22 protein-coding genes are annotated in these 21,892 nt (G+C 60.7%); 14 read left to right on the top strand and 8 right to left on the bottom strand.

What is annotated here, in order from left to right; all coding sequences use genetic code 11:
• The gene (locus tag GDA65_11415; GenBank protein MBA5863303.1) at positions 1-588 is read right to left on the bottom strand and encodes a sigma-70 family RNA polymerase sigma factor; all 588 of its coding nucleotides are present in this window, start codon (positions 586-588) and stop codon (positions 1-3) included.
• Between the two features lie 463 nt (positions 589-1,051).
• Between GDA65_11415 and GDA65_11410 the strand changes: the two genes are divergently transcribed.
• The 3 genes from GDA65_11410 to GDA65_11400 all read left to right on the top strand — a co-directional run bounded on the left by GDA65_11410 (position 1,052) and on the right by GDA65_11400 (position 6,638).
• Positions 1,052-2,311, top strand: a complete 1,260-nt coding sequence (locus GDA65_11410) for a DNA repair exonuclease (protein ID MBA5863302.1) — start codon at positions 1,052-1,054, stop codon at positions 2,309-2,311.
• Positions 2,308-5,838 (top strand): AAA family ATPase, encoded by a 3,531-nt coding sequence (locus GDA65_11405; GenBank protein ID MBA5863301.1) that lies wholly within the window; start codon positions 2,308-2,310, stop codon positions 5,836-5,838. Before GDA65_11410 ends, GDA65_11405 begins: the two co-directional genes overlap by 4 nt.
• Positions 5,839-5,918: 80 nt before the next feature.
• Positions 5,919-6,638, top strand: coding sequence for an SDR family NAD(P)-dependent oxidoreductase (locus GDA65_11400; GenBank protein ID MBA5863300.1), 720 nt, complete (start codon positions 5,919-5,921; stop codon positions 6,636-6,638).
• Between the two features lie 7 nt (positions 6,639-6,645).
• Here the strand turns inward: GDA65_11400 and GDA65_11395 are convergent, their stop codons facing one another.
• Together GDA65_11395 and GDA65_11390 are read right to left on the bottom strand one after the other, a co-directional pair.
• Positions 6,646-7,263: a hypothetical protein gene (locus GDA65_11395; protein ID MBA5863299.1), complete on the bottom strand. Its 618-nt coding sequence runs from the start codon at positions 7,261-7,263 to the stop codon at positions 6,646-6,648.
• Positions 7,264-7,399: 136 nt separating this feature from the next.
• Entirely contained in the window at positions 7,400-7,723 is a 324-nt protein-coding gene (locus GDA65_11390; protein MBA5863298.1) for a hypothetical protein, read from the bottom strand.
• Between the two features lie 493 nt (positions 7,724-8,216).
• Between GDA65_11390 and GDA65_11385 the strand changes: the two genes are divergently transcribed.
• The 4 genes from GDA65_11385 to GDA65_11370 all read left to right on the top strand — a co-directional run bounded on the left by GDA65_11385 (position 8,217) and on the right by GDA65_11370 (position 10,656).
• On the top strand, positions 8,217-8,582 hold the full coding sequence (locus GDA65_11385; protein ID MBA5863297.1) for a hypothetical protein: 366 nt from the start codon (positions 8,217-8,219) through the stop codon (positions 8,580-8,582).
• A 153-nt stretch (positions 8,583-8,735) separates the two neighbouring features.
• Positions 8,736-9,455 carry an A/G-specific adenine glycosylase gene (locus GDA65_11380; protein ID MBA5863296.1) on the top strand — a complete coding sequence of 240 codons (720 nt, stop codon included), beginning with the start codon at positions 8,736-8,738 and terminating at the stop codon, positions 9,453-9,455.
• An 85-nt stretch (positions 9,456-9,540) separates the two neighbouring features.
• On the top strand, positions 9,541-9,933 hold the full coding sequence (mutT, locus tag GDA65_11375) for an 8-oxo-dGTP diphosphatase MutT (protein MBA5863295.1): 393 nt from the start codon (positions 9,541-9,543) through the stop codon (positions 9,931-9,933).
• Between the two features lie 6 nt (positions 9,934-9,939).
• The gene (locus GDA65_11370) at positions 9,940-10,656 is read left to right on the top strand and encodes a hypothetical protein (protein ID MBA5863294.1); all 717 of its coding nucleotides are present in this window, start codon (positions 9,940-9,942) and stop codon (positions 10,654-10,656) included.
• A 15-nt stretch (positions 10,657-10,671) separates the two neighbouring features.
• On the opposite strand, the gene GDA65_11365 is transcribed toward GDA65_11370, so the two are convergent.
• From GDA65_11365 to mtaB, 3 genes are all read right to left on the bottom strand, one after another.
• On the bottom strand, positions 10,672-11,712 hold the full coding sequence (locus tag GDA65_11365) for a hypothetical protein (GenBank protein ID MBA5863293.1): 1,041 nt from the start codon (positions 11,710-11,712) through the stop codon (positions 10,672-10,674).
• A gap of 694 nt (positions 11,713-12,406) precedes the next feature.
• A complete protein-coding gene (miaB, locus tag GDA65_11360; protein ID MBA5863292.1) occupies positions 12,407-13,765 on the bottom strand; it encodes a tRNA (N6-isopentenyl adenosine(37)-C2)-methylthiotransferase MiaB in 1,359 nt (452 codons plus the stop codon).
• Positions 13,762-15,105 carry a tRNA (N(6)-L-threonylcarbamoyladenosine(37)-C(2))-methylthiotransferase MtaB gene (mtaB, locus tag GDA65_11355; GenBank protein ID MBA5863291.1) on the bottom strand — a complete coding sequence of 448 codons (1,344 nt, stop codon included), beginning with the start codon at positions 15,103-15,105 and terminating at the stop codon, positions 13,762-13,764. The genes miaB and mtaB overlap by 4 nt, the downstream gene beginning before the upstream one ends.
• Positions 15,106-15,252: 147 nt before the next feature.
• Between mtaB and GDA65_11350 the strand changes: the two genes are divergently transcribed.
• Entirely contained in the window at positions 15,253-15,660 is a 408-nt protein-coding gene (locus GDA65_11350; GenBank protein ID MBA5863290.1) for a hypothetical protein, read from the top strand.
• Between the two features lie 198 nt (positions 15,661-15,858).
• Here GDA65_11350 and GDA65_11345 read toward each other — a convergent pair whose 3' ends face one another.
• Both GDA65_11345 and GDA65_11340 read right to left on the bottom strand, forming a co-directional pair.
• On the bottom strand, positions 15,859-16,722 hold the full coding sequence (locus tag GDA65_11345; GenBank protein MBA5863289.1) for a hypothetical protein: 864 nt from the start codon (positions 16,720-16,722) through the stop codon (positions 15,859-15,861).
• A complete protein-coding gene (locus GDA65_11340) occupies positions 16,722-17,387 on the bottom strand; it encodes an alpha/beta hydrolase (GenBank protein ID MBA5863288.1) in 666 nt (221 codons plus the stop codon). The genes GDA65_11345 and GDA65_11340 overlap by 1 nt, the downstream gene beginning before the upstream one ends.
• A 411-nt stretch (positions 17,388-17,798) precedes the next feature.
• Between GDA65_11340 and GDA65_11335 the strand changes: the two genes are divergently transcribed.
• The 6 genes from GDA65_11335 to GDA65_11310 are packed head-to-tail and all read left to right on the top strand — an operon-like array spanning position 17,799 to position 21,891.
• The gene (locus tag GDA65_11335) at positions 17,799-18,383 is read left to right on the top strand and encodes a universal stress protein (protein ID MBA5863287.1); all 585 of its coding nucleotides are present in this window, start codon (positions 17,799-17,801) and stop codon (positions 18,381-18,383) included.
• A gap of 24 nt (positions 18,384-18,407) precedes the next feature.
• On the top strand, positions 18,408-18,836 hold the full coding sequence (locus GDA65_11330) for a hypothetical protein (protein ID MBA5863286.1): 429 nt from the start codon (positions 18,408-18,410) through the stop codon (positions 18,834-18,836).
• Positions 18,837-18,839: 3 nt separating this feature from the next.
• Complete coding sequence (locus tag GDA65_11325) at positions 18,840-19,778, top strand: hypothetical protein (protein MBA5863285.1); 939 nt, start codon at positions 18,840-18,842, stop codon at positions 19,776-19,778.
• 30 nt (positions 19,779-19,808) lie between these two features.
• Positions 19,809-20,033 carry a DUF2934 domain-containing protein gene (locus GDA65_11320; protein MBA5863284.1) on the top strand — a complete coding sequence of 75 codons (225 nt, stop codon included), beginning with the start codon at positions 19,809-19,811 and terminating at the stop codon, positions 20,031-20,033.
• Positions 20,017-21,387 carry a hypothetical protein gene (locus tag GDA65_11315; GenBank protein MBA5863283.1) on the top strand — a complete coding sequence of 457 codons (1,371 nt, stop codon included), beginning with the start codon at positions 20,017-20,019 and terminating at the stop codon, positions 21,385-21,387. Before GDA65_11320 ends, GDA65_11315 begins: the two co-directional genes overlap by 17 nt.
• A 15-nt stretch (positions 21,388-21,402) precedes the next feature.
• Positions 21,403-21,891: a formate dehydrogenase gene (locus GDA65_11310; protein ID MBA5863282.1), complete on the top strand. Its 489-nt coding sequence runs from the start codon at positions 21,403-21,405 to the stop codon at positions 21,889-21,891.
• The last annotated feature ends 1 nt before the right edge of the window (position 21,892 follow it).

Below are 21,892 nucleotides of genomic sequence, written 5' to 3'. Positions count from 1 at the left end.
TCATGTTCCGCAAGTCGATCCGCCGGATGACTCACAGGAACAATCCAAACAGCCGTGAATGGAACAGGTACCGCAGGCCTTTTCGATTTGGCGACGCAGCGCCGCCCTGGCTCGATGCACGCGAACCGCCGCATTTTCGGCGGTGATGCCTGACTGTTGAGCGAGATCTTTCAGCTTGCCTTCTTCCAGATCCACGATCCGCAGGGCCTCGCGATATTCCGGCTTGAGCGTCTCCAACAGGCCCGAGACGCACCGGCAGATCTCCTGCCGCAGCTCCGCTTCCGGCTCCTGCACATCCGGAAATTCTCGCCCCCAGGCTTCCATCGCTCGCGCGGTGGTGGAGCGCTGCCGGTAGTGATCGATTACGGCGTTGCGGAGCACCCGATAGAACCAGGCGACGACCTTTTCGTCCTGCACGCCGGCCCCGCGCTCCAATCCACGGGTAAAGGCCGTCTGTAAAATATCTTCTGCCACGGCGCGAGATTCCACACGCCGTTCCAAGAAGGCCAGGAACTCACGGTGTCCCTTCACCAGTTGCGCAATGGCCTCCGGCGAGAGAGCTGTCGAGGTATTTGATTCGAGGCTCATGGGAGCAGCTTACCAAACTGTGTGTAGAACTGTAAGGTTTCCGGGAGGCATACGTCAGCCTTTGTGACGACGCAATCACGCGTCGGCATCTCAAAGGAGACCCGCCATGGCCGACATGAAAAGAACCCCCGTGCAGAAGATTGCCAAGACAAGCTGTTGCGGAACCTGCGAATGCGCATCCTGTTCCTGTGGATGCCAGGCCAACGCCTGTCGCTGCGAGCAAACCAATTGCCAATGTGGTTGCCGCAAGCAAACGGCCGGTCGGTAGGGCGGTTGTGCCTCGCCCGCCGGATTGTGGCGGGCCGGGACGCGGATTGTCACTGACACATCCATCTGCGCCGGCATTGTGAGGACTTCGCCACTCGCGTATCATGCGTGATCGCGCCGCTCTCGTGCGGCCCATGAGAGACTCATGGGCCGCACGACGTGACGGTGATCAGGCAATCCAGGAATCCAGTGCTTCATGCGCTTCATCCACGCCGCAGACCTGCATATCGATAGTCCCTTGCGTGGGCTCGATCGCTACGACGGCGCGCCCGTTGCGCGGCTGCGGACCGCGACACGGAGTGCGTTCGAACGGTTGGTGGACCGGGCGCTGGCCGAACGGGTGGATTTCATCTTGTTCGCCGGGGATATCTACGACTGCGATTGGCAGGACTTCCACACCGGCCTCTTTTTTCGCGGGCAGATGGTTCGGTTGGAGCGAGAAGGGATTCGGGTTTTCATCGTTCAAGGCAATCATGATGCGCAGGGGGTCATCTCCAAACAGCTCATCCTGCCGCCGAATGTCACCGTGTTTTCCAGCCGCACTGCCCAGACGGTCCGGCTCGACCACCTTTCAACGGCAATTCACGGGCGCAGTTTCCCGGATCGGGCGGTCGATGAGGATCTCGTGCCGTCCTATCCCGCTCCCGTGCCGGGCTTCTTTAATATCGGCTTGCTGCACACGAGTCTGACCGGGCGGGCCGGCCATGATACCTATGCGCCGACGGATCTGCCGACGTTGCTGAACAAGGAATACGACTATTGGGCCCTTGGACATGTGCACGCGCGGGAACTCGTGTGCGAACGGCCGCGTGTCCTGTTTCCGGGGAACCTGCAAGGCCGGCATGTGAAGGAAACCGGTGCGAAGGGCTGTGAGTTGGTGACGGTTGAAGCGGGGCGGATCGAGAGCGAGTTCCTGGCGCTGGATGTTGTGCGCTGGAGTCAAGTGGTCGTGCCGCTGGATGGCATTCACAAGCTCGATGCGTTAAGCGATGTGTTTCGGCGCGCGCTCGAACCAGCGCTCGCTGGTGCTGGAGATCGTTTGCATGCGGTGCGTGTGACGCTGACGGGCACCACGGAGTTGCACCGGGTGGAAGCGAACCAACCCGGTACCCTGGCTGCGGCCATGTATGGCGCGGCGCAGGATATCGGTGAGGCGGAGATATGGATTGAGCAAGTGCGGCTGGAACTGGCGGCGCCGCTGGATCGCGCCAGAACCGCGGAACGCCAGGATGCTGTGGGTGAACTCGTCCGCCTCGTGGATTCGATCGTCGGGGACGAGGCGGAGTTGCTTCGGCTGGCACAGGATGAAATCGGGGATTTGCTGGGTTCTGTTCCGCAGGAGGTAGCGGCTGGCGATGTGGCGAGGCTCGACGACCTGACCGAGTTGAAGGCCCTTGTCATGGACGCCGAAGCGACCGTCTTGGCGCGCCTGACCGATTCCGGAGCAGGGCCATGAAGCTGCTCAAGCTCCTGCTCCAGGCCTTCGGCCCCTTCACCGGGAAGACGCTGGACTTGTCTGGCGGTGGCGCCGATCTGCATCTGATTTACGGTTCCAACGAAGCGGGCAAGTCGTCGGCATTACGCGCCATGATGGACCTGCGATTCGGCATTCCTTTGCGCAGCCCCGATGATTTTCTCCACGCGGCGAACGAACTACGCATCGGCGGGATCTTCCTCACGCATGCAGGGGAACAGATCGGGTGCGTGCGGCGCAAGGGCAAGGGGGTCACACTCTCGCGGCTCAACGTCGAAACGGAGCAGCCGGACGCGGCGCTTCCCCTCGCAGCCGGGCTTGAACAGGAGTTGACCGGCGGGATGGAGCGGGGTGAATTCGAAGCCATGTTCGGACTCAACCACGCCCGGTTGCGCGAAGGGGGGAAAATCCTGCTGCGCGGCGAGGGGGACGTGGGAGTGGCTCTGTTCGAAGCCAGCGCAGGAACGAGCGGAATCGCAGCCTTGTTGGAATCGTTGGAGGTCGACGCGAAAAAACTCTATAGCTCGCATGGCCGGGCGCAGAACGCGGTGATCAATGACGCGCGCCGCCGCCTGGATGAGCAACGGCAGGTCTGGCGTGACGCACAGACGAAACCGGCGGAATGGCAGTCCGTGAATCGCGCGCACGAAGCCGCTGTGGCGGCGGTGGCCGAGGTCAGTCGAGCGTTGGAGACGCTGCGTCGGCGGGAGCATGAGTTGACCGAACTGCGAACGGTCGAGCCCCTGTTGCGGGAGGCTGCTGCGGTGTCGACCTTGTTGGTCTCACTGGCCGAGGTTCCTGATTTGCCCGAGCAGGCCAGGGAAGAACGGTTGGCGGCGTTGCAGGCGCTCGATCATGCGCAACGGAATCTCAGAGAAGCGGAGAGCGAGGAGGAACGGTGCACGGCTGCGCTCAAGGACCTGGTGGTGGAGCCATTGCTGATTGAACATGCGGGCGCCATCGAACGTGTGGTGACGGCGGCGGCTGCCGTGGCTGGTCATCGGACCGAGATGCACCAGGGGCGTGCGGTGATGACGAAGCTTGAAACCGAGCTTGCCTTGTCCCTCGCGCGGATGGCGCCAGGACGCGAGTTACGGCAGGTGCTGGAAGCCGTGCCGGCTGCCGCTGATCGGCTTGCGCTGGACGAGCATATGGCCCAGATGAGTCGATTGACCGACCGACTTGAACAGTATCGAGAGCGTGCCGCTGGGCTTGATGAAGCGATGCAAGCCGATCGGGAGATCATCGCCCCAGTCGGTGATTCTGCTGCCAGACAGCGCCTTGCCTCTGCCCTTCGAGAGGCGCAGTCGCTAGGCGATGTGGTCCGGCGGCAGAGTGAGGTGGACCGACAGCTCCGTGAACTGGAGCCGACGCTGGAACAGGCGCTGGCTGATGTCGGCCTCGCCTCCGACCGGGCGTTGCGGGCGACCCAGCCGCTTCTGGATGCGCAGATTGCCGAGACGAGGAAGGACCTAGCGGACGCGGATGAGGCCGTCAGCAAGCTGCAGGAAGAGCGGAAGTTGCTGGAGCGTGATCTGGAAGGGCAACGCGTGCGACTCAGGCAACTGGCTGCCGAGGGGGAAGTGGTGACAGCCGAAACCCTGCGCCAGGCCCGCACCAGACGTGACGACAGTTGGGCGGCAATCCGACGGGCCTACATCGACCAGGCGCGGGAGCGGGATCAACTGGCGCTGGGCTTCGATACCACCAGGGTTGCTCCAGAGGCCTTCGAGGCGGCGGTGGGTGAGGCGGACCGGCAGGCCGATCTGCTGCGCGTTGACGCGAAACGCGCAGCCGGTCTTGAAGAATGTTCGGGGCGGATCGAGTTGATGGAAGCGCGTGGCGCGGAAATCGAACGCCGGATCGCCGGGTTGTTGGCCGATCGTGGAACCATCCTGATGGCATGGGCCAGCCGCTTGAAAAACGCGGGGCTTCCCGACCTCGCTCCCGAGCCGTTACGAGAATGGCAAGGGCGGAGGATCGATGCCCTGCGCCTGGCGGAGCGGGTGAGCTTGTTACAGGCTGATCGCGAGCGAGTGCGAGAAGAGACGAGCGCCGCTGTGTCGAAACTCACGAGCGCGTTCTCTGCGCTTGGCCATGCGTTTGCCGAGGTGAATGGGTCAGCCGTACAAGCCCTCCCCTCGCTGATCGAAGAGGCGTCGCGATGGGAACGGCAGGCCGTCGAAGCGGATGCGGCGAGAAGTGCCAAGAAGCAGGCGGCGGAGGCTCAAAGAGTCGAGCGTGAACAGGTGATCCGGTCGATTGCCGAGACAGAGACTGCCGTACAGCGTCATCAAGCGGCGCTGCGGCAGTGGCATACGCGGCTCTGTCTCTCGCCTGAGACGGTACCAGATGCCTTCAAGGTACGGCTTGATGAGTTGGATAGCCTGGCGCGTCAGGCGGCGGCGTTGGGTGAGGCGCGGCAGCGGCAGGCGCAAGCGCAGGTTCTCCTCGATGATGTGGCGGCTCAAGCCAATCAGGTTGCTGTCTTGTTGGGGGAACCGGCGCCTCAGATGGTCGATGACTTTGCAGATCGTTTACGGACCAGGATCATTGCGGCCCGGGCCGCAGAACAGGAGCGCGTGACGCTCGCGCGCGATCAGCGAAAGGCACAGGATCTGCGTCGGCGCGCGGCATCGGAGCAGGCTGCACAGCGGGCCACGTTAACGAGACTCTGCGCCGCCGCCGGCGTCACATCCGCCGAATTCTTGTCACAGATTGAGGAGGCGGCGTGGCGCAAACGTGAGGCGGCCAGGTTGCTGGCTCAGGCGCGGCAGCAGTTGGCGCAAGCCTCTTCCCGCTCAGAAGAGGAACTGCGTCGATGCCTGGCCGATCGTGATGCCGTGACCATCGAGAGCGAGCGAGAGCGTTGTCGCACTGACATCAACACGAGCGAAGAAGAGCTGGCTGCTGCCCGGCGGACCGAGGAGCAGACTCGCCGGGCACTGGAAGCCATCGATGCGTCCGATCGCGCCGCATTGGCGCGGGAAGCCATGGAGTCCGCCGCGGCGCGGTACCGTTCAGCCATCAGGCCTTGGGCGAGGCTGAAACTGGCTCGCGCATTACTTCAGCAGGCGGTGCGGCGTTTCCGTGAACGGGCGCAGGCCCCCATGATGACGAAGGCCTCCGCGTACTTTTCACTGGTCACCGGTGGCGACTATGAACGGGTCATGACCGACGAGAGCGAGGCCCACCCGCTGTTGTGCGCGGTGCGGGCTGGCGGCGCGCGCGTCACGATCGATGAGATGAGCGAGGGGACAGCAGACCAGTTGTACCTCTCGCTCAGGCTGGCGGCTCTCGATGTGCGGCGTTCGGCGCACCCACAGATCCCGCTGGTGCTCGATGATGCGCTCATCACCTCGGATGACCGACGGGCCGCCCACATCCTGCGGGCCTTGGCGACGTTCGCCGAAAGCAACCAGGTGCTGATCTTTACCCACCATCGCCATCTGCTGGAGGTCGCCCGTGAAGCCATCGGAGCGCACGCGTTTGTGGCTCATACGTTGTAACGGTGAATGGCCGTTGGCGGGCCGGGTTGAGTACGACCGCGAGACCCGCATGAATTGTTGCCGATGAGGGAGGAGCGAGGATGCAACGGTTGAAGGACAAGATTGCGATTGTCACCGGCAGCAGCAGCGGGATCGGCAAAGCGATTGCTATCCGGTTCGCAGAGGAAGGCGCAACCGTTGTGGTTGCGGCCCGACGCCTGCCGCAATGCGAACTCACCGTCGCGCGGATTCGTTCGGCGGGTGGAACTGCGCTGCCGTGGCAGACCGATGTGGCGGATGAGTCGCAGGTGGAGCGATTGATGGCCGAGACCCTCACTCGTTTCCAGCGCCTCGACATTCTGGTGAATAATGCCGGGGTGTTTGGCGGAGGACAGATCGCCGAGACCGGAACCGACACCTTCGACCATGTGATGAACACCAACGTGCGCGGGACGTTCTTCTGTTGTCGCGCGGCGTTTGTGCGTATGAAGCGGCAGGGGGGCGGCACGATAATCAACATGTCCAGCGTGGCGGGCGTGCAGGCCTGGAGCGGAACGGGCACGTACAGCGCCTCCAAACATGCCATCATGGCGCTGACGAAGTCGCTGGCGGACGAAGGCCGGGCGTACCGGATCAAAGTCAGCGCCATCTGTCCTGGCGGTGTCGCCGATGAACTGGTGGATGGAACGGCGGAGGAACGCGCCCAGAGCGAAAAAATCGATCCCTTTGATATTGCCGAGACCGCGGTGTATCTAACGTGCCTTGGCCCGCAGGCCGTCGTGCATCAGGTTGTCGTGGACCGCATCGGCGCGGACTGGTAAAGAGGCACTACACCACCTTGGCAATCGAGTGTACGTGTTTCTGTGTGTGAAACAGGAGCGGCGGGCCGAGCGGGAGGATGGATTTCCCAGTGAAGGCCTGCGTCAGACTGCCGACCGCATGGTAAAAGGCCATGAGGCCGACAATGAGGTGCCCCCAGCCGGGCAGCAATTCGCTGATGAAGTCAAGCCGGGCAAAGGTGGTGGCCAGAAATGTCAGGGTAATCACCACATGCAGCGCACTGAGGGTCAGGTTCCGGTAGGCCGTGAGAAAAATCATGACGCCGGAAAAGACCGCATAGACCAGGTTGATGGGGGCGTACAGCACCGCATCGAACTGAAACGTGGTGCTTGTGCTCACGAGTTTCACGGTGCAGAGGGTGATCCAAAGGAACCCGTACATTGTCAGAGCGGTTCCGCCTAGCTGCTCGTTATAGCGAATATCGGTGATGCCGGCCAGCAGTTGAACGATTCCGCCGAAGATCAGGGCAATCACCAGGGCTCCCACCATGTTCTTATGCTGAATCCATCCGAGTTGGGCGACTCCCAGGGTGAGTGCGCCCACCGCCAGACCGAATAGGCCGATTGCCAGCACGTCTATGCGCCGGGTTTGATTCTCTTCGTTCATGACATTGTCCCTCTTGTGTGACCCATGAGTCTTCTCGGGACCTGGGTATATCCCTAGGGTCGCCGCAAGGATGCAAGAGCGGAAGAAAAAAGGCAAGGGAATATCCCATGGTAGATAGGGGAAGAAGACCGGCGAGTTAGCCTTGGTCGGGTGTGTTCGATTGCTTAGGCGGCGCGGCGGAGGCGAGAAAGGTCTGCAGCCTGGCGGTTTGGGAGGGCCGGAGGAAGAGAAAGTGTATGCCGCAGACGGTTCCACGGGTCCATCGTACGGCGGCAAGATCTATGAGGACGGGCGCTTCCTTCGGTGAAATGGTCAGCCGGAGCGATAGATAGGTGTTGATGGGCAAATGGTGCGCACCCTCCATACGGCACCCTTCCACCGAAAGATCCAGTAGCCGTCCCTCTCCGCTCATGGCCGATTCCGCTGAGAGAGACACTTGATAGTGGACTTTCATGGTCACGTGCCGGTCTGCATCCTCAGGTGACTTGAACTACCGCCCGACCTGTGGAATCTCAGTCGTCCGGGGGAGGCGATGTGTAGAGCCGCGCCTCCAGCATCGGAAACCGGCCTCGTGATCTCTATAATGGGAGGCGAGCGACGATCGCGGATCACGTGTTTCCTCAGAAGGACATAGCATGTCCCTCATGGTGGGCGCGATCAGGATAATGTCTCCGACCATTTGGAGTTGGGAAAAACCCTAGGGCATGGAGGGGCTCCCCTACTTGGATTGGCCCCCGCATTGTGGATGTTGTTACGAGGTTGGGCGGGCTTGATTGTTGGCCTTAACGGGTGCAAGCTGAATATAGTAGCCTTGGAGGCGACCATGAAGCCGGGGTAACCTCGATCCACCGATGCTCGTCCGTTCCCGGTCGTTTCATCGATCTCTTCCTGCGCCCTCCTGATCGCCCTGTCAGGAGGGCGTTTTCATTTCACCCCCTGAAACGGAGGTTGCTATGAAAGCCTCATTACTCATATATCCACTTGCGATGAGCGGAGTCCTGGTGACTGCCATGGCGTTCGGTAATCCTTCAATGTTGCCGCAGCATCCCGGGTATCCCATGGGTAAGTCGGTTGATCCCGTCCGTGGCCAGTCCCTTGCCAACGATCCGGGCCGTGACAATGCGGTCGGGGCGTCCGCGCTCAACAACGCGGCGGCTTTCGATAATGGTCATGTGTCTCAACAGCTTTCGATCAATGAGCAGAATAAACGGCTCCTTGAAAAACCGGGGGCCGGGATTTTGCCGAAGGTGCAAGGGCCGCAGATTGTGATCGATCCGCCGGTGAAGGAAGGCACGAGGGTGCAGGCCTCGCCGCAGTAGTACAATCGGCCGGGCTACCCGGCATGAACCGCCGCAGGGCGGGGAGTACTCCGGGCGGGAGACCCTGTCCTGCGGCCGTCTCCGCTTCCTTACGGGCTGGTTTGATTTTCGACCCCCCGCCTTTTAGAATGCCGCCACGCCTCACGGACCGTTATGCCTAGAAAGTCTCGCGATCAGAAATCTCCCCGGCGGAAGAAGCAGTCGCCGGCGTCCGCCATCCCGCTTGCGCGCGGGCAGAAGCAGCGTTTTCAGAATCGGCTGTTGAAGTGGTACAAGGAGCATGGCCGCGACCTGCCTTGGCGCAAAACCTCGGACCCCTACCACATCCTGGTTTCGGAGGTCATGCTCCAACAGACTCAGGTGGATCGGGTGATTCCCAAATACCATGAGTTTTTGGAGCGCTATCCGTCGTTCTCTGACTTGGCCGAGGCTCCGGTCGCGGAGGTCAAGCAGACCTGGTACCCGCTGGGATACAACATTCGCCCCGAGCGATTACACAGCATCGCTCGTGAGACCGTCACCCGATATGGCGGGCAGTTGCCGAATGACGCGGAAGAATTATTATCCTTCAAAGGTATCGGGCGGTACACCGCGGGGGCGATTCGTTCATTTGCATTCAACGAGGATGCGCCGATTCTGGATACGAACGTGATCCGTGTGTTGCACCGCGTGTTCATCGCCGAGGGTGATCCGAAATCGCAAAAGGGGGCGTTGTGGGAACTCTCCGAAGCCCTGATCCCGCGCGGGAAGGGGTATGATTTCAATCAAGCGATCATGGATTTCGGCGCCACGATTTGCACGGCGAGGAATCCGTATTGTCTCCTCTGTCCGATGAAGCCGCTGTGCAAAACCTATCCCTTCGAGGCGAAGTAATTATCGACGAACGGGTGGTTGCACCATGGATCGCAGAGTGCGAAGAGAGCTGATGGTGTCATGATTCGATGCCAGGAAGGTCGCAATGCAGGTGATCGAGGTTGCGGCAGGAATCATCACCCACGAAGGACGGTATCTGATCGCGCGCCGAAAAACCGGCGCCCACCTGGGCGGATTGTGGGAGTTTCCGGGTGGAAAACGTGAACCGGGCGAAACGTTGGAGGAGTGTCTGCATCGGGAGTTGTGGGAGGAATTGCGTGTTCGAATCGGCGCCCCGACTCCGTTTCAGATCGTACGGCATGAATATCCCGAGAAGATTGTGGAATTGCATTTCTTTTGCTGTCGGATCGAGGCGGGGATTGCGATCGCCTTGGACTGTGCGGAACTTCGATGGGTCTATCCTCATGAAATGGCCTCCTTCGAGTTTCCTCCGGCCGACCAGCCCGTTATCGCGGCGCTTCAGCAGGGGACGGTGTAACGGCGTATGAAAGTCGTGCTGGATATCGAAACGGTGCAGGCTCCCAGGGAAGAGTGGGCGCGCATCGCAGGACGGCAGCTCGCGTCGGGAGCCGCCACCTTCGACGAAAGCGGCGGCGATTTATTCGCAGTCGGGGAAGCACAGGCACAGCATCGGCTGGATGAGGAACTGTACGAAAAGTCTTCCTTCGACGGCACATTCAGCAAAATCGTCTGCATCGGCCTGCTGGAGTTCACGGATACCTTGGAACCCCGCGGCGCCACCTCCTGGTATGGCGCGAATGAACAGGCGCTCCTGCGCGCGTTCTGGAGCCATCTTGCCCAGTCGCGTCCGTCGCTGTTCATCACCCACAACGGACTCAATTTCGACCTGCCCTTCATCAAGAAACGCTCGATCATCCATCAGGTCAAGCCCACCATGGAGATCAATCTGGCCAAGTTTCGGGTGGAACCGGTCTACGACACCATGGCCATCTGGAGCAATTGGGACAATCGCGGATGGGTCAAGCTGGATGTGCTCGCGCGGGCGCTGAATGTGGAGAGCAAATCGGGGAGCGGGTCGCAGGTGGCGCAAATGTGGGCGGACGGGCAGGGGCGGGAGATCGCCCTCTATTGCCTGCAGGATACCTATGTGACCTATGGGTGTTACTGCCGGATGAATTTCCGGCCGCCGATATCGAGAGAGATTGTGTTGCTGAAACCGGAGCTGATTGATGTGGGCTGAGTTGGGTCCGCGCGGTCAGCGGACCGTGAGCTCAGCCTTGTTGCGGGTCTCGCGTTTGGGTTGTGTCTGCTGAGTGCTTTTCACTGCCCGGAGTTCCTTATCCTTCGTTTCCAACTGCATCCGCATAGATTCTAAATCTCTTCGCAGCGCGCTGATCTTGGCGTCCTTGCGGGCCATGGCGTCCTTCGTGTCCTGCAATTCCTGAAGCGTGTCGTTCAATCGTTCGTCTTCCGCGGGAGACAGGTTTGCCGCCACCTTTTCCATGGATGATGCCGGCGCGGCCGGCTGGATCTTGATCGATGGTTCGGGTGTGACGGCCGTCACAGGTCGCGCGCCCGTGGCCTGGACCGGCTGAGGAGCCTGGGCAGCGGTTGTTGCCGTCATCGGGGCCGGTCCAGGATTTTTGGCAAACTGGCTATAGTCGACCGCAAGAGACTTCATCTGCTGCCGGCCCTGGACAACGGCGGGCAACGCCTGTTCAATCTGCCCGGCGGAGGCCGGATTGATGCTCACGATACGAGCCGGCCGGCCGCTCCCAAACCACGTCGGCCCGGTTTTGGCCAGCGAGCCCTTATGCTCGGTGAGCGTGAGATACATCCGGTCGTTCTTGACATAAAGGGTGCCCGCGGTGGGTTCAGAGCCTGACCCTGCCGATGAGGAGAGCCGGAAAGCGACCACGTATTCGGGTTGCGCTTGGGACAACGCTTGGGCTAGCAGGGGAGCAAGATAACGCACGTCCTCATCGCTGAACACTGTCATCGGCTTGCTGCCATCCACGGGCAGATTCGACAAATCTGTCTGCGCCTCCGCGATCACGACGGCCCGCAACAGGCTGTCGAGCGTGGCGACATCTATGGAGCTCGGATGGGAGGCTTCAAATTCCCAATCGGCAACTTCTTCGAGCCGGACCGAGCCTTGCAGCTGCGCGGCGGCTTGTTGCTGAACGGAGGCGGCGGTCGTAGAACAACCGGCGGCCAAAGATCCCATCAGGGTTAATCCGAGGAGTCCGGAGTTCAGGGTTTGTGTCAGGGAGAAGCGGGAGCCGTGAATCAGCATGGCGGTCTTCCTTCTCGGCTGGTCGAGGCGGTCACGAACGGGGCGGCGCGGCTTTTCAGAGAGAACGCGAAGCGACAGATCGGGATTACCAGAGGCCCAGGCCCATCATCACCACCCCGAGAGCCATCCATCCGAAGACTCCGACCGCGATGATGGTTTCCAGGCTGATCCCCTTAGGGGCTTCTTCTACGTGGGTCTGGCTGATGTCTTTCTTCATGATGCGACGTCCTCTGGCGCGGTCGGTGGTGGATGATCCCGGGTGTTTGTGGTTGCCAGAGTGGACCAAGCAAAGGCTATGCCCTGTTTCCATAGACTTCGGAAGCCGGTTGTCCCGCTTCCATTCAATCGCTGCGTGCGACCGATGTTGTCGGGCGGTGTGGCGCCACGCGCCGAATAGGAAAGCCTAAGCTATTGATGTTTCAAGGCAGTGAATAGGCTCCGTTGAAAGGCACGAGGTGGTGTGCCGATGAGAGGGACTGAAAGGCACGCACATTCGATAGCTGCAAAAGCTTCTTGCTTTTGTCAGTCTGACGAAGGCGAGCGTCTAAAATTTGGCAACGAATGTTCAGGAGCGGGCAACAATGTTCGCTCCACTCGGCAAAAGGCGGTCTTTCTTCTCTGCGACGAGCGCCCGTCGTCGCGCGTGGCGGCCAAACGAAACCTGCCATTCGATGGTGAACGACTCGGAAACGATTCACGGGAGGGTGGCACCGGGCTCGCGCCGTCCTATGAGCACGGCGGCGCTTCCATCGAGAATGGCGACCGGTTGAATGCTTCCCAGCAAGGCTGGCGCGTCGCTTTTGTTCCAAATGACGTAGATCCCTGTATCAGTTCGCCCCATCCATTGATCTGCGGAGCGTTTGGAGTCGCCTTCCACCATGACAGGGAGGGTCTCGCCGATCAATTCCCGATTGAGACGCGCCGTCACCGGGCGTTGCAGGTCCACGAGGCGGCTGACTCGTTCACCTTTGACGGTCTCCGGCACATCGTCCGGGAACTTTCGCGCCGCGATGGTATTTTTGCGCTCCGAATATTTGAAGACGTAGGCGGAGTGATACTGCACTTCCTCGACGACACGATAGGTGTCCAGAAACTCTTCTTCGCTTTCAGAACAGAAGCCGCAGATAATATCGGTGGTGAGGGCGATTCCGGGATGCCGGCGGCGGATGGTTGCGGCCAGGTCGAGGTATTCTTTCCGGCTGTAGGTCCGATTCATCAGTTCCAGAATGCGGTCGTTGCCGGACTGCAAGGGCAGGTGAATGTGCTTGCAGATATGCGGATGGCCGGCCACGGCATCCAGGAGGGCTGCGGGAAAATCTTTGGGATGCGGGGATGTGAACCGGACCCGCTGAACGCCCGGCACTTCGGCCACCGCAAGGATCAGGCGGGCGAAGTCCCAGCCGTCATACCGGTAGGAGTTCACGTTTTGGCCGAGCAGCGTGATCTGGGTATGGCCGGCGTCCACCGATACCTCCACTTCGCGCAGGATACCCTCGGGATCCCGTGAGCGCTCGCGGCCGCGCGTGTAGGGGACCACGCAAAAACTGCAGAAATTGTCGCAGCCCCGCATGATGGCGATCCAGGCATTGCAGCCGCCGTCGCGTTCGGGAAGAATGTCGTCGTAGGTTTCGTATTCCGACAGGTCGACGGCCAGCCCCCGGCGCGTCAATCCCTGTTCTTCGGCATTCAACGCGTTGGTCAGGAGCCCCGGCAACTGCCGGTATCCGTCCGGTCCTACCAGCACGTCCACGAGCGGCTGTTTCTCCGTCAGTTCTTCTTTGAGATTTTGCGCCATGCACCCCAGCACACCGACGACCAGCGGCCGTTGTTCCTTCACCGCCTTGAGTTCCGCCAGATGCCCATAGACCTTATTGTGGGCGTTTTCGCGAATGGCGCAGGTGTTCATCAGCATGACGTCGGCGCGCTCGCGATCTTCGGTGAATTCGAACCCCGCTTTGCGGAGCAAGGTCCTGACGAGTTCGGAATCGTACTCGTTCATCTGGCAGCCGAAGGTTTCGATATGTACGGTATGGGGCTTGTTGGGTTGTGTCATAGCAGTGGCTTACGTGCGGGCGCGACGGGAGGAGAGTCCAGGTGACCATAGGCCAACCCGTCCATAATGCCGGTAATGGTGACAGGGTGAATAGAGCCGGCTGCGACCGTATCGGCCTGGACAGCTACTCGGGTGAAGTTCGCCGTTGTGCCCGTACGGAAGCCGTTGCGTTCTCCCTGTTCGAACAGCACCGGGACGGTGCGGCCGATGTGCCGTTGATAAAACGCGAGCGTCTTGATTCGAGACAACTCCGCGAGGACCTTGCTCCGTTCCCGGATCACAGCAGGCGGGATGTGGGATTCGAGGCGAGCCGCCGCTGTCCCCGGACGGGACGAATAACTGAACACATGGAAATAGGAGAAGGGGAGCCGCCCGGCAATACGCATCGTGTTCGTGAATGCCTGCTCATCCTCGCCGGGAAACCCGACCATGAGATCGGTTCCCAAGCCGAGATCCGGCATAAGCGCCATCGCCTGCTCGACCAATGTCTCATACTCCTGCGCGCCATACCGCCGGTTCATGGCCTGTAGGATTCCGTCGTCGCCGCTCTGTAGCGGGAGGTGCAGGTAATGGCAGAGCTTGGTCGAGGCGGTCATGTGCTGCAAGAGCCGGATGGGCAGCGTGGTCGGTTCAATAGAGGAAATCCTGATCCGGACGACCTCGGGAATAGTTTCAAGCTCTTGTAGCAGATCAACCAGGTCCATCCCTTGATGGGAATACTGGCCGATGTTCACGCCGGTGAGCACCAGTTCGCGATAACCGCGGGCGGCAAGTTCGCGCGCTTCCCGTAAGACATCCGTGGCGACCCGGCTTCGCTCGCGCCCGCGGGCAAAGGGAATGAGACAGAAGCTGCACATGAAGTCGCATCCATCCTGAACCTTGAGCAGCGCCCTGGTGGAGTCGGAATAGGCGGTACCAGGCAGGACGAAGTCTTCACGGTCGATGGTGCGGCTATGGCGGAGTTCCGGCTCCGGCTGTTTTCGCAGTTGAGTCGGGGACGGGAGGTAGTCCGGCAGGTTCATCTTGAACTGTGTGCCGACGATCAGGTCGATGCCTGGCACCGTCTGTAATTGCGCAGCGCCAGTCTGGGCATAGCAGCCCGTGACCGCCACAAAGGCGTGGGGCGAGTGGCGCAACGTTTTACGGACGGCGTAGCGGCAATCTTTTTCGGCATTTTCCGTCACTGAGCACGTATTGAGCACGAGCAGGTCTGTTTCCTCGCCATACTCGACCAACCGGTACCCTTGGCGTGTCAGGCGATCGCCCAACATGGCGGTTTCCGACTGGCTCAGGCGGCAGCCCAATGTATGGAGTGATGCGCGCGGCATGGTGGAAGACATCGTCCGCGATTATAAGAGGAGGCGCATGAGATCAGCAAGGTGACAGTGGCGCGAAAAAGTCAGGCGAGCGCTTGAACGGTCTGGACACGGGTGGTAGCATAACTCACCCGTTGTGTAGGCTGTGGTGTCAATCGGATTTTATGGACTATGACGAACTTCCGCATAGCCGCGAGTGTGATTGTGCTCCTGTCTGTTCTGCTTCCGACTGCTCCCGGTTGGTCCATGGAACCCCTTCCGCTTGAGCCGGATCTGAACAGCCGTCTCGATGAACTCTACGATCATGAGTCGAGAATGTTCATCATGCTCTATTCATTGCATGGTGACGGAAAGGTCGACTACGTGACGGGGCGCTTGGTGCAGGAATATACGCGGAGCAATTACGGCAATCCGGTGTATTATACCGAGCAATTTCCCCTGTTTTATTGGTGGAACCACACGATGTTCAACGACCCGGATCAGGACGGGGTGAACGGGAACGAGCGGGTCTACCAGGAAGACGTCGAGTTCGACATTGCGCGGTATAAGCCCTGTGTGTTCAACGGCCAACCCTGCTAGCCCAGACGGTTCAGAAAACCCGCCAACGGCGTTCTCGCTACGTGCAGATCCTCAACGTACCACAGGGGTACGCCTAGGCCCTCCACTCGCTGCGGCCTTGCTGGACGGCTTTTCTGAACCGCCTGGCGCGCTGATGACTTTCATTTTCCGATTCTTGCTCGCCTTGTAAGTACTCCACGTGTCTCAAGTCTCGTCCGATCATTCAAACACCAGCACTTGGCATGGCGCGCGGTGGAGTACGGCATGGGAGACACTTCCCAGGACGAACCGAGTCACGCCCTGCCTGGCACGCGACCCGACCATGATCAGATCCACACCCAATTTTTCCGCTTCATGCAGAATCATAGTGAGGGGCGTCCCTAGCACACTCGCACAGCGGGTCGTATAACCCTGTGTGCGCAGGGTGCCCCCCACATCCTCCACGAATTCCCTGGCATGACGAAGCGCTTGCGCCTCCAGTTTTTCGGCGGCGGAATCGTCCACAGGCCAGGGTGGACGCGTGGGCGGGAGCACGGCGAGGAGGTTCACATTCACCGGCTCCTGAAAGGGTTGTTTTGCGAGAAAACGCAGCGCCGCCTCGGCGTCGGACGGCCCCTGCAGCGGCAGAAGGATATGCTTCAACTGGCGGAGCGACCCGTGGAGGACTAATTTGGCGCAGGGAGCCATGCTCAACACGCGATGGGAGACGCTGCCGAGCAGCCGTTCCTTTACCGGTCCCAGGCCTCTGGCTCCCATGATGATCAGATCCGCATGGCACGTGTGAGCCGCAGCCACAATATGCTCCGCCGGTGACCCCACTTTCAGCAGCTTGGTGACGGGCCCGCTGTGAAGAGGGAGGAGCGATTGAATCCGCGTCAGCAGCTGCTCGCCGTCTTCTTTCATGCTGCGTTCCAATTGTGCGTACAGTTCTTGGGCCACCTCGGGAATCATCATGGGGTAGGCCGGGCGCGGCGCATCAACCACATGGAGGAGTGTCAGCTCATCCGCACGGCGGAGATACTTGAGCGCCCGCACGGCTTCATAGGATTGATCGGACCCATCGACTGCGAGGAGCGTGTTCATTACAGAAACTCCTTTGTTCGGTGCGGTGTCGGATGGAGATACCGAAGAAACCAGTCGAGCGCTGCTTGAGCGACGTGCTCCAGGGCGCCCGGTTCCTCGAAGAGATGCGTGGCTCCGGGGATGATCGTGAGTTGTTTCGGACAGGTGAGCTTTGCGAGCGCCTCTTCGTTCATGCCGACGACCGGGCCATCGTCGCCGCCGACGAGCAACAGGGTCGGCGCCGTGACGCGGCTCAGGTAGGGGCCGGCGAGATCGGGACGACCGCCGCGCGACACGACGGCCCCGACCGCCTGAGGTTGACGAGCCGCCGCTTGCAAGGCGGCCCCGGCTCCGGTGCTGGCGCCGAAATATCCTCCGGGGAGTCCCTTGGTGCGGGCATGCGTCTGTAACCAGCTCCGGGCAAGGAGCAACCGATCCGCCAGGAGATCGATGTCGAAGACCTTCCGCCGGTCGTCCGCCTCGTCGGGCGACAGCAGATCTAACAGCAATGTTGCAAAGCCGCCTGTTTCCAAGACGCGAGCCACGAATTGGTTGCGCGGGCTGAAGCGTCCGCTGCCGCTGCCATGGGCAAAGGCAATGACACCCTTCGGCTGTTCGGGGAGTCCAAGGAGCCCGTCGAGTGCGACTCCATCCCCGGTGATCGTGATCTGAAAAATGTGCTCCATCCTCACACGTGTCGAATGACGTTCTCAGGTTCTTTCGAAGGGTCAATGGCATTCCGTCGGACAGAAGAAAATCAAATACACTGCGACGGCCGTGCCGAGAAGCAACGCCCCAACCAACAGCCACGACGCGCGCGACATGATGCCTTCCTTTCGAAGAGTGGTTGAGCAAGAGGAATGCCATTGCAGTGGCGCAGGCGTGTCGGTTCTGCGTACCGGCGGACCTGGCGTCGTCCTGTCCAGGGCGGAAACGGCGAGCGTTGATTCCCGGCCGATCTTTCATCAAAGATCACCATTCTGTAATCTGTGGCGTTCCGCTACAGGGAGGAGGGGGAGCCTGTAGCAGGACACCACCGCGCGGGTACCGGCACTGATGGGGTTCCCCTGAGGGCGCAGAATTCACGGGTAATCTTGATGATTTCGCTAAGCTTGCGCGTTCTTGTTGATGGCATCGGGCTTGCTGATGTCCTGGCAGGAAGGGATGGTAGAGGGTTGATGGCCGACCGGTTATTCACAAAAATTCTTGTCCCGGTGGATTTCTCAGCCTGCTCCGAAGAAGCCTTCCGGATTGCCTTGTCATTCGCGCGGTCGTATCAGGCGGAGGTGCTGTTGCTCCATGTCGTCGATACTAAGAGTCTGGATGCCCTGAACCGTCTCGGGTTGGCGCCTGCCATCGAGGCCGCGAAGCAGAAAAAGCAGCTGCACCACTATGCTCGATTGAAAGCCCGCCAATTACTAGCTTGGGATGAGGCGAAGGGAGTGACGATCAAACGGCTGCTGGCCGACGGCTGTCCCTTTGAGGAAATTGCGAGGATGGCGCGGGTGGAGGGAGTTGATTTGGTCGTCATGGGCAGTTATGGAGGAGCGGTGGGCGGTGTCGAAAAGATTTTTTTCGGCACAACGGCGGAGAAGGTCGTCCGGACGGCCGGTTGTCCGGTCTTGACGGTTCCGCTGCCTGTCAAGCGGGTGAAGGCACGAACAGGGAAAAGTTCATCATAATGTTCTTCATAAGGAGGCATCGTTATGGGTTTGAAGCAGAGGCCGGCGGTTCTGAGCGGAGGGCGGGTCTGGTTGGCATGCTGTTTTGTTCTGGCGCTGTGTTCGCAGGGGGGAGCTCAGGCGGAGCAACGAATTGAGGTGGCGATCAAGGATTTTGCCTTTGTCACGAAACAGCTGCCCCTCCGGCTGGGGGTGGCCACAGTGATTACCATCACCAATGAGGATCAGGAACGCCATGATTTCGGTTCGACCATGTTCGAAGGCCTCCCGACGCGGGTCGAGTCCGGCGGCATTGTGTCCTATGGCAGGGGCATCGGCGGGCTGTTTCTGGACGGAAAAAAATCGGCGGTCATTCGATTTGTCATGGAGCGGCCGGGGCGGCACGAATTCCGTTGTTCGATCCATCAGAACATGAAGGGAGAATTGTTGCTCTTGAATGTGGAGGCGGCGTAAGCCATGGCGCCTCTGATGAAGCAGGTGCTATTCGCCACCGATTTTTCGGCCTGCGCCGATCGAGCCATGGGTTATGCCCTGGCCCTGGCCGGGGCTTGGAAGGCCGAACTCGCGGTGGTGACCGTGCTGGAACTTTATCCGGGGATGGATCCGGACTACACGGTCAATAAAATGTATCTGGACCATTTGCGGGCCGAGGCGAATCGTCACCTGGTCGCCGTCCAGGCGCGAGCCAAGGCGGCCGGTCAACCGATCACGACGCGGATCGAAGTCGGCATTCCCAGCCAGGCGCTTCAAACCGTCGCCCAGACCATCAACGCGGACCTCCTGGTGGTAGGCACCCACGGCCGCACGGGATTGGACCATGTGTTGATCGGCAGCACTGCGGAGCGGGTCGTACGCGTGTCCCCCTGTCCGGTCTTGGCGGTCAAGGCAGACAAGGACGGGGCCGGGGCGGTGGCGACGACGGCCATCAAGCGGATCGTGGTTCCGATTGATCTCTCGACCTGTTCGCTGGACGCGTTGGAGTATGCCGTGCAATTTGCGAAACCGCTCGGGGCGGCGCTGACCATTCTCCATGCGATGGAACCAGTTGCCTACGGGTTGGATTTCAGCTTAAGCCACGCGAAGGAGTGGAAGGAGCAGCGGGACTATCTGGAGAAGCGTTTGAATTTGTTGTCCGCCTGCGTGACAGCCCACGGTATCCAGGCCGATCATGTGCTCAAACCGGGGCTGCCGGCGGATTCGATCGCCTCCTATGCCACACAGCAGGGGTTCGATTTGATGATCATGGGCACGCATGGACGGCGGGGCATCTCCCACGTGCTGCTCGGCAGTATTGCCGGCGCCATGTTGCGGCATGCGCCCTGTCCGGTCCTGACGGTCCGCCAGTTCAATTTCGGCGCGACCCATGAGCGTGTCGTGCCGCTGGGAAACGCGTGATACGTCCACCTTTCCGGAAGGAGTCCTCCTATGAAGCCCAAGATGAAGCTATCGTCGGCTGTCACCGCGACTTCCCCGAGAACAGGCCGGCCTCCCGCCAATGCGATCGAGCTGCCTGACGGGATGTGGGACCGCATTTCACAGAAGGCGTACGAGCTGTGGAAGGAGCGGGGATCACGCGACGGGTACGCGTTGCAGGATTGGCTGGATGCGGAAGTGGCCGTCATGGAGGAGGTTCATGAAGCTCGCGAATGAACGGGTCGCCGGGCGTTCGGCGTTGGTCAACAAGGATCTTGCTCATCTCCTGTCGCGGCTCGATCGGTTGTCCGTCTCGCCGGGCTTCGCGCTGCAGCGCCGGATCGCCTTCGAACGGGCGTTGCAAGTGTATGCCGAACTGGGAAGCCAGTCGCCGTTGCCCCCCTTGCGGGAAGAGGTCGAATTGGCGGATCTCCTGCTCTATGCCGACTTTTATCCGGAAGACGGGCAACTGACCCTCATCGAACAATTGCGCGACGTGATCACGGAACACATCTCGGAAGAGGAGCGGGCGTGGCTTGATCCGCTCAAACATTCCTATCTGGATCTGGTTGAGGTCCTCCCGCTTCAGTCCGGGGCGGCGCGGCGAAGGCTGCGGTCGATGGGCAACGGCCGGTTGTACGACATACCGGCGGAGAGTCTGGACCTGGACGCTGAAACCGGGCAGGTGCTGTTCACGCGTCTGGTGCGCGAACCGGGCGATCCGGAAAGCACCCTGGCGGTACCGGCAGGGCCGATGTTGGTGCTGACGAGCCGGGATGCGCAGGCGCTTTATGAGACGACTGCTGAAGAACGGCGCGAGATGGAAGTGGTCGGAGGATCGTTTGAACTCGGCGACTGGCCGGAATTTGCCAAGCGGTTCGGGCATCTCCTGCTGAAGAATTTTGCACGTATGCGGTTGGGCGCTCTGTTGGAGGCGGTGAGCGAAATTCGCTATCGGACCGCAGCGGGTGCGCCGTATTTCTACGTCATGGCCCTGTACGAACATCACGAATTCACCTTCATTGCCGGGGGAATGACGGAGTTGGAAGGCTGGACGGAGGATGTGCTGCCGCAACCGGAGGGAACCACCGGATCGGGGAAACGTCGTCGCTTCATCCAACGCGCGAAAACGGAGACATCGGCAGATGAAGCCCGGGCACGGGTGACGGTGACGGCGACGGAACTGTTCCTGGAGTGTGATTCTCAGGCGCGATTGGACGGGATCAAGCATAGCCTGGCGGCAACCTTCGGGTATTCGCTGCATTTTCGGGGAGAAATCGTACAGCCGCCGGCACGGCAGGTCACGAAGGACCAGTTGTCCGGGAGCGAACCGCTGACGGTGGTGGTGACCGGTGAAGAAGATCGAGCCTTGCTGAAGGCGTTCCTGCAAACCGTCTATCTGGAATGGGCAGACCGGGAGTCTCCGGCTCTGGGCGGGGAAACTCCACGGCATGCCGCCAGGACTCCGGCCGGACGCGATCGGGTGGCCGGTCTCATCGATGAGATGGAACGGTGTGATTTCGGCCTCCTGCGCGGCGGCCTGGCCGCCTTCGAGTACAACACCTTGCGAGCGCATGTCGGCCTCTGCTGATGTCAGGCGTGAACGATGAGCGACGATCAACGAGAGACGGAAGACGATCTTGCTCTGCATGAGCAGGTCGAGCAGATTCTCCGGCAGGTCAGGAATGAGCCGCCCAATATTCTGAAGACCCTGCTAGCCATTCAGGACCAGGTCGGACATGTGCCCGTAGACGCCATTCCCGACATCGCGCACAGTCTGCGCACAAGCACCGCACAGATCGCCGGAGTGCTGTCCTATTATCCCGAGTTGCGGGTGAGCGCTCCGGGCCGCCATCTCATCCGCATCTGCATGGGAGAATCCTGTTATGCGAACGGGTGTAGCCGTGTCTTGCGGGAACTACAGAATTATCTTCGCGCCGACGTGGGCGAAACGACGCCGGGAGCGAAATTTACGCTCGCTACCATGTCATGCGCCGGGAACTGCGCCGTCTCTCCGACGGTGCTGATCGGCCGGGACCTCTACGGTCGTGTGTTGCCGTCCCAGGTGGAGAGCATGCTGGAACGATACCGGTAAC

This window comes from Nitrospira sp. CR1.1 (assembly GCA_014055465.1).
GTDB lineage: Bacteria > Nitrospirota > Nitrospiria > Nitrospirales > Nitrospiraceae > Nitrospira_A.
The sequence above is the reverse complement of the archived record's forward strand: the minus strand, read 5'-3'. Positions and strand labels throughout refer to the sequence as shown.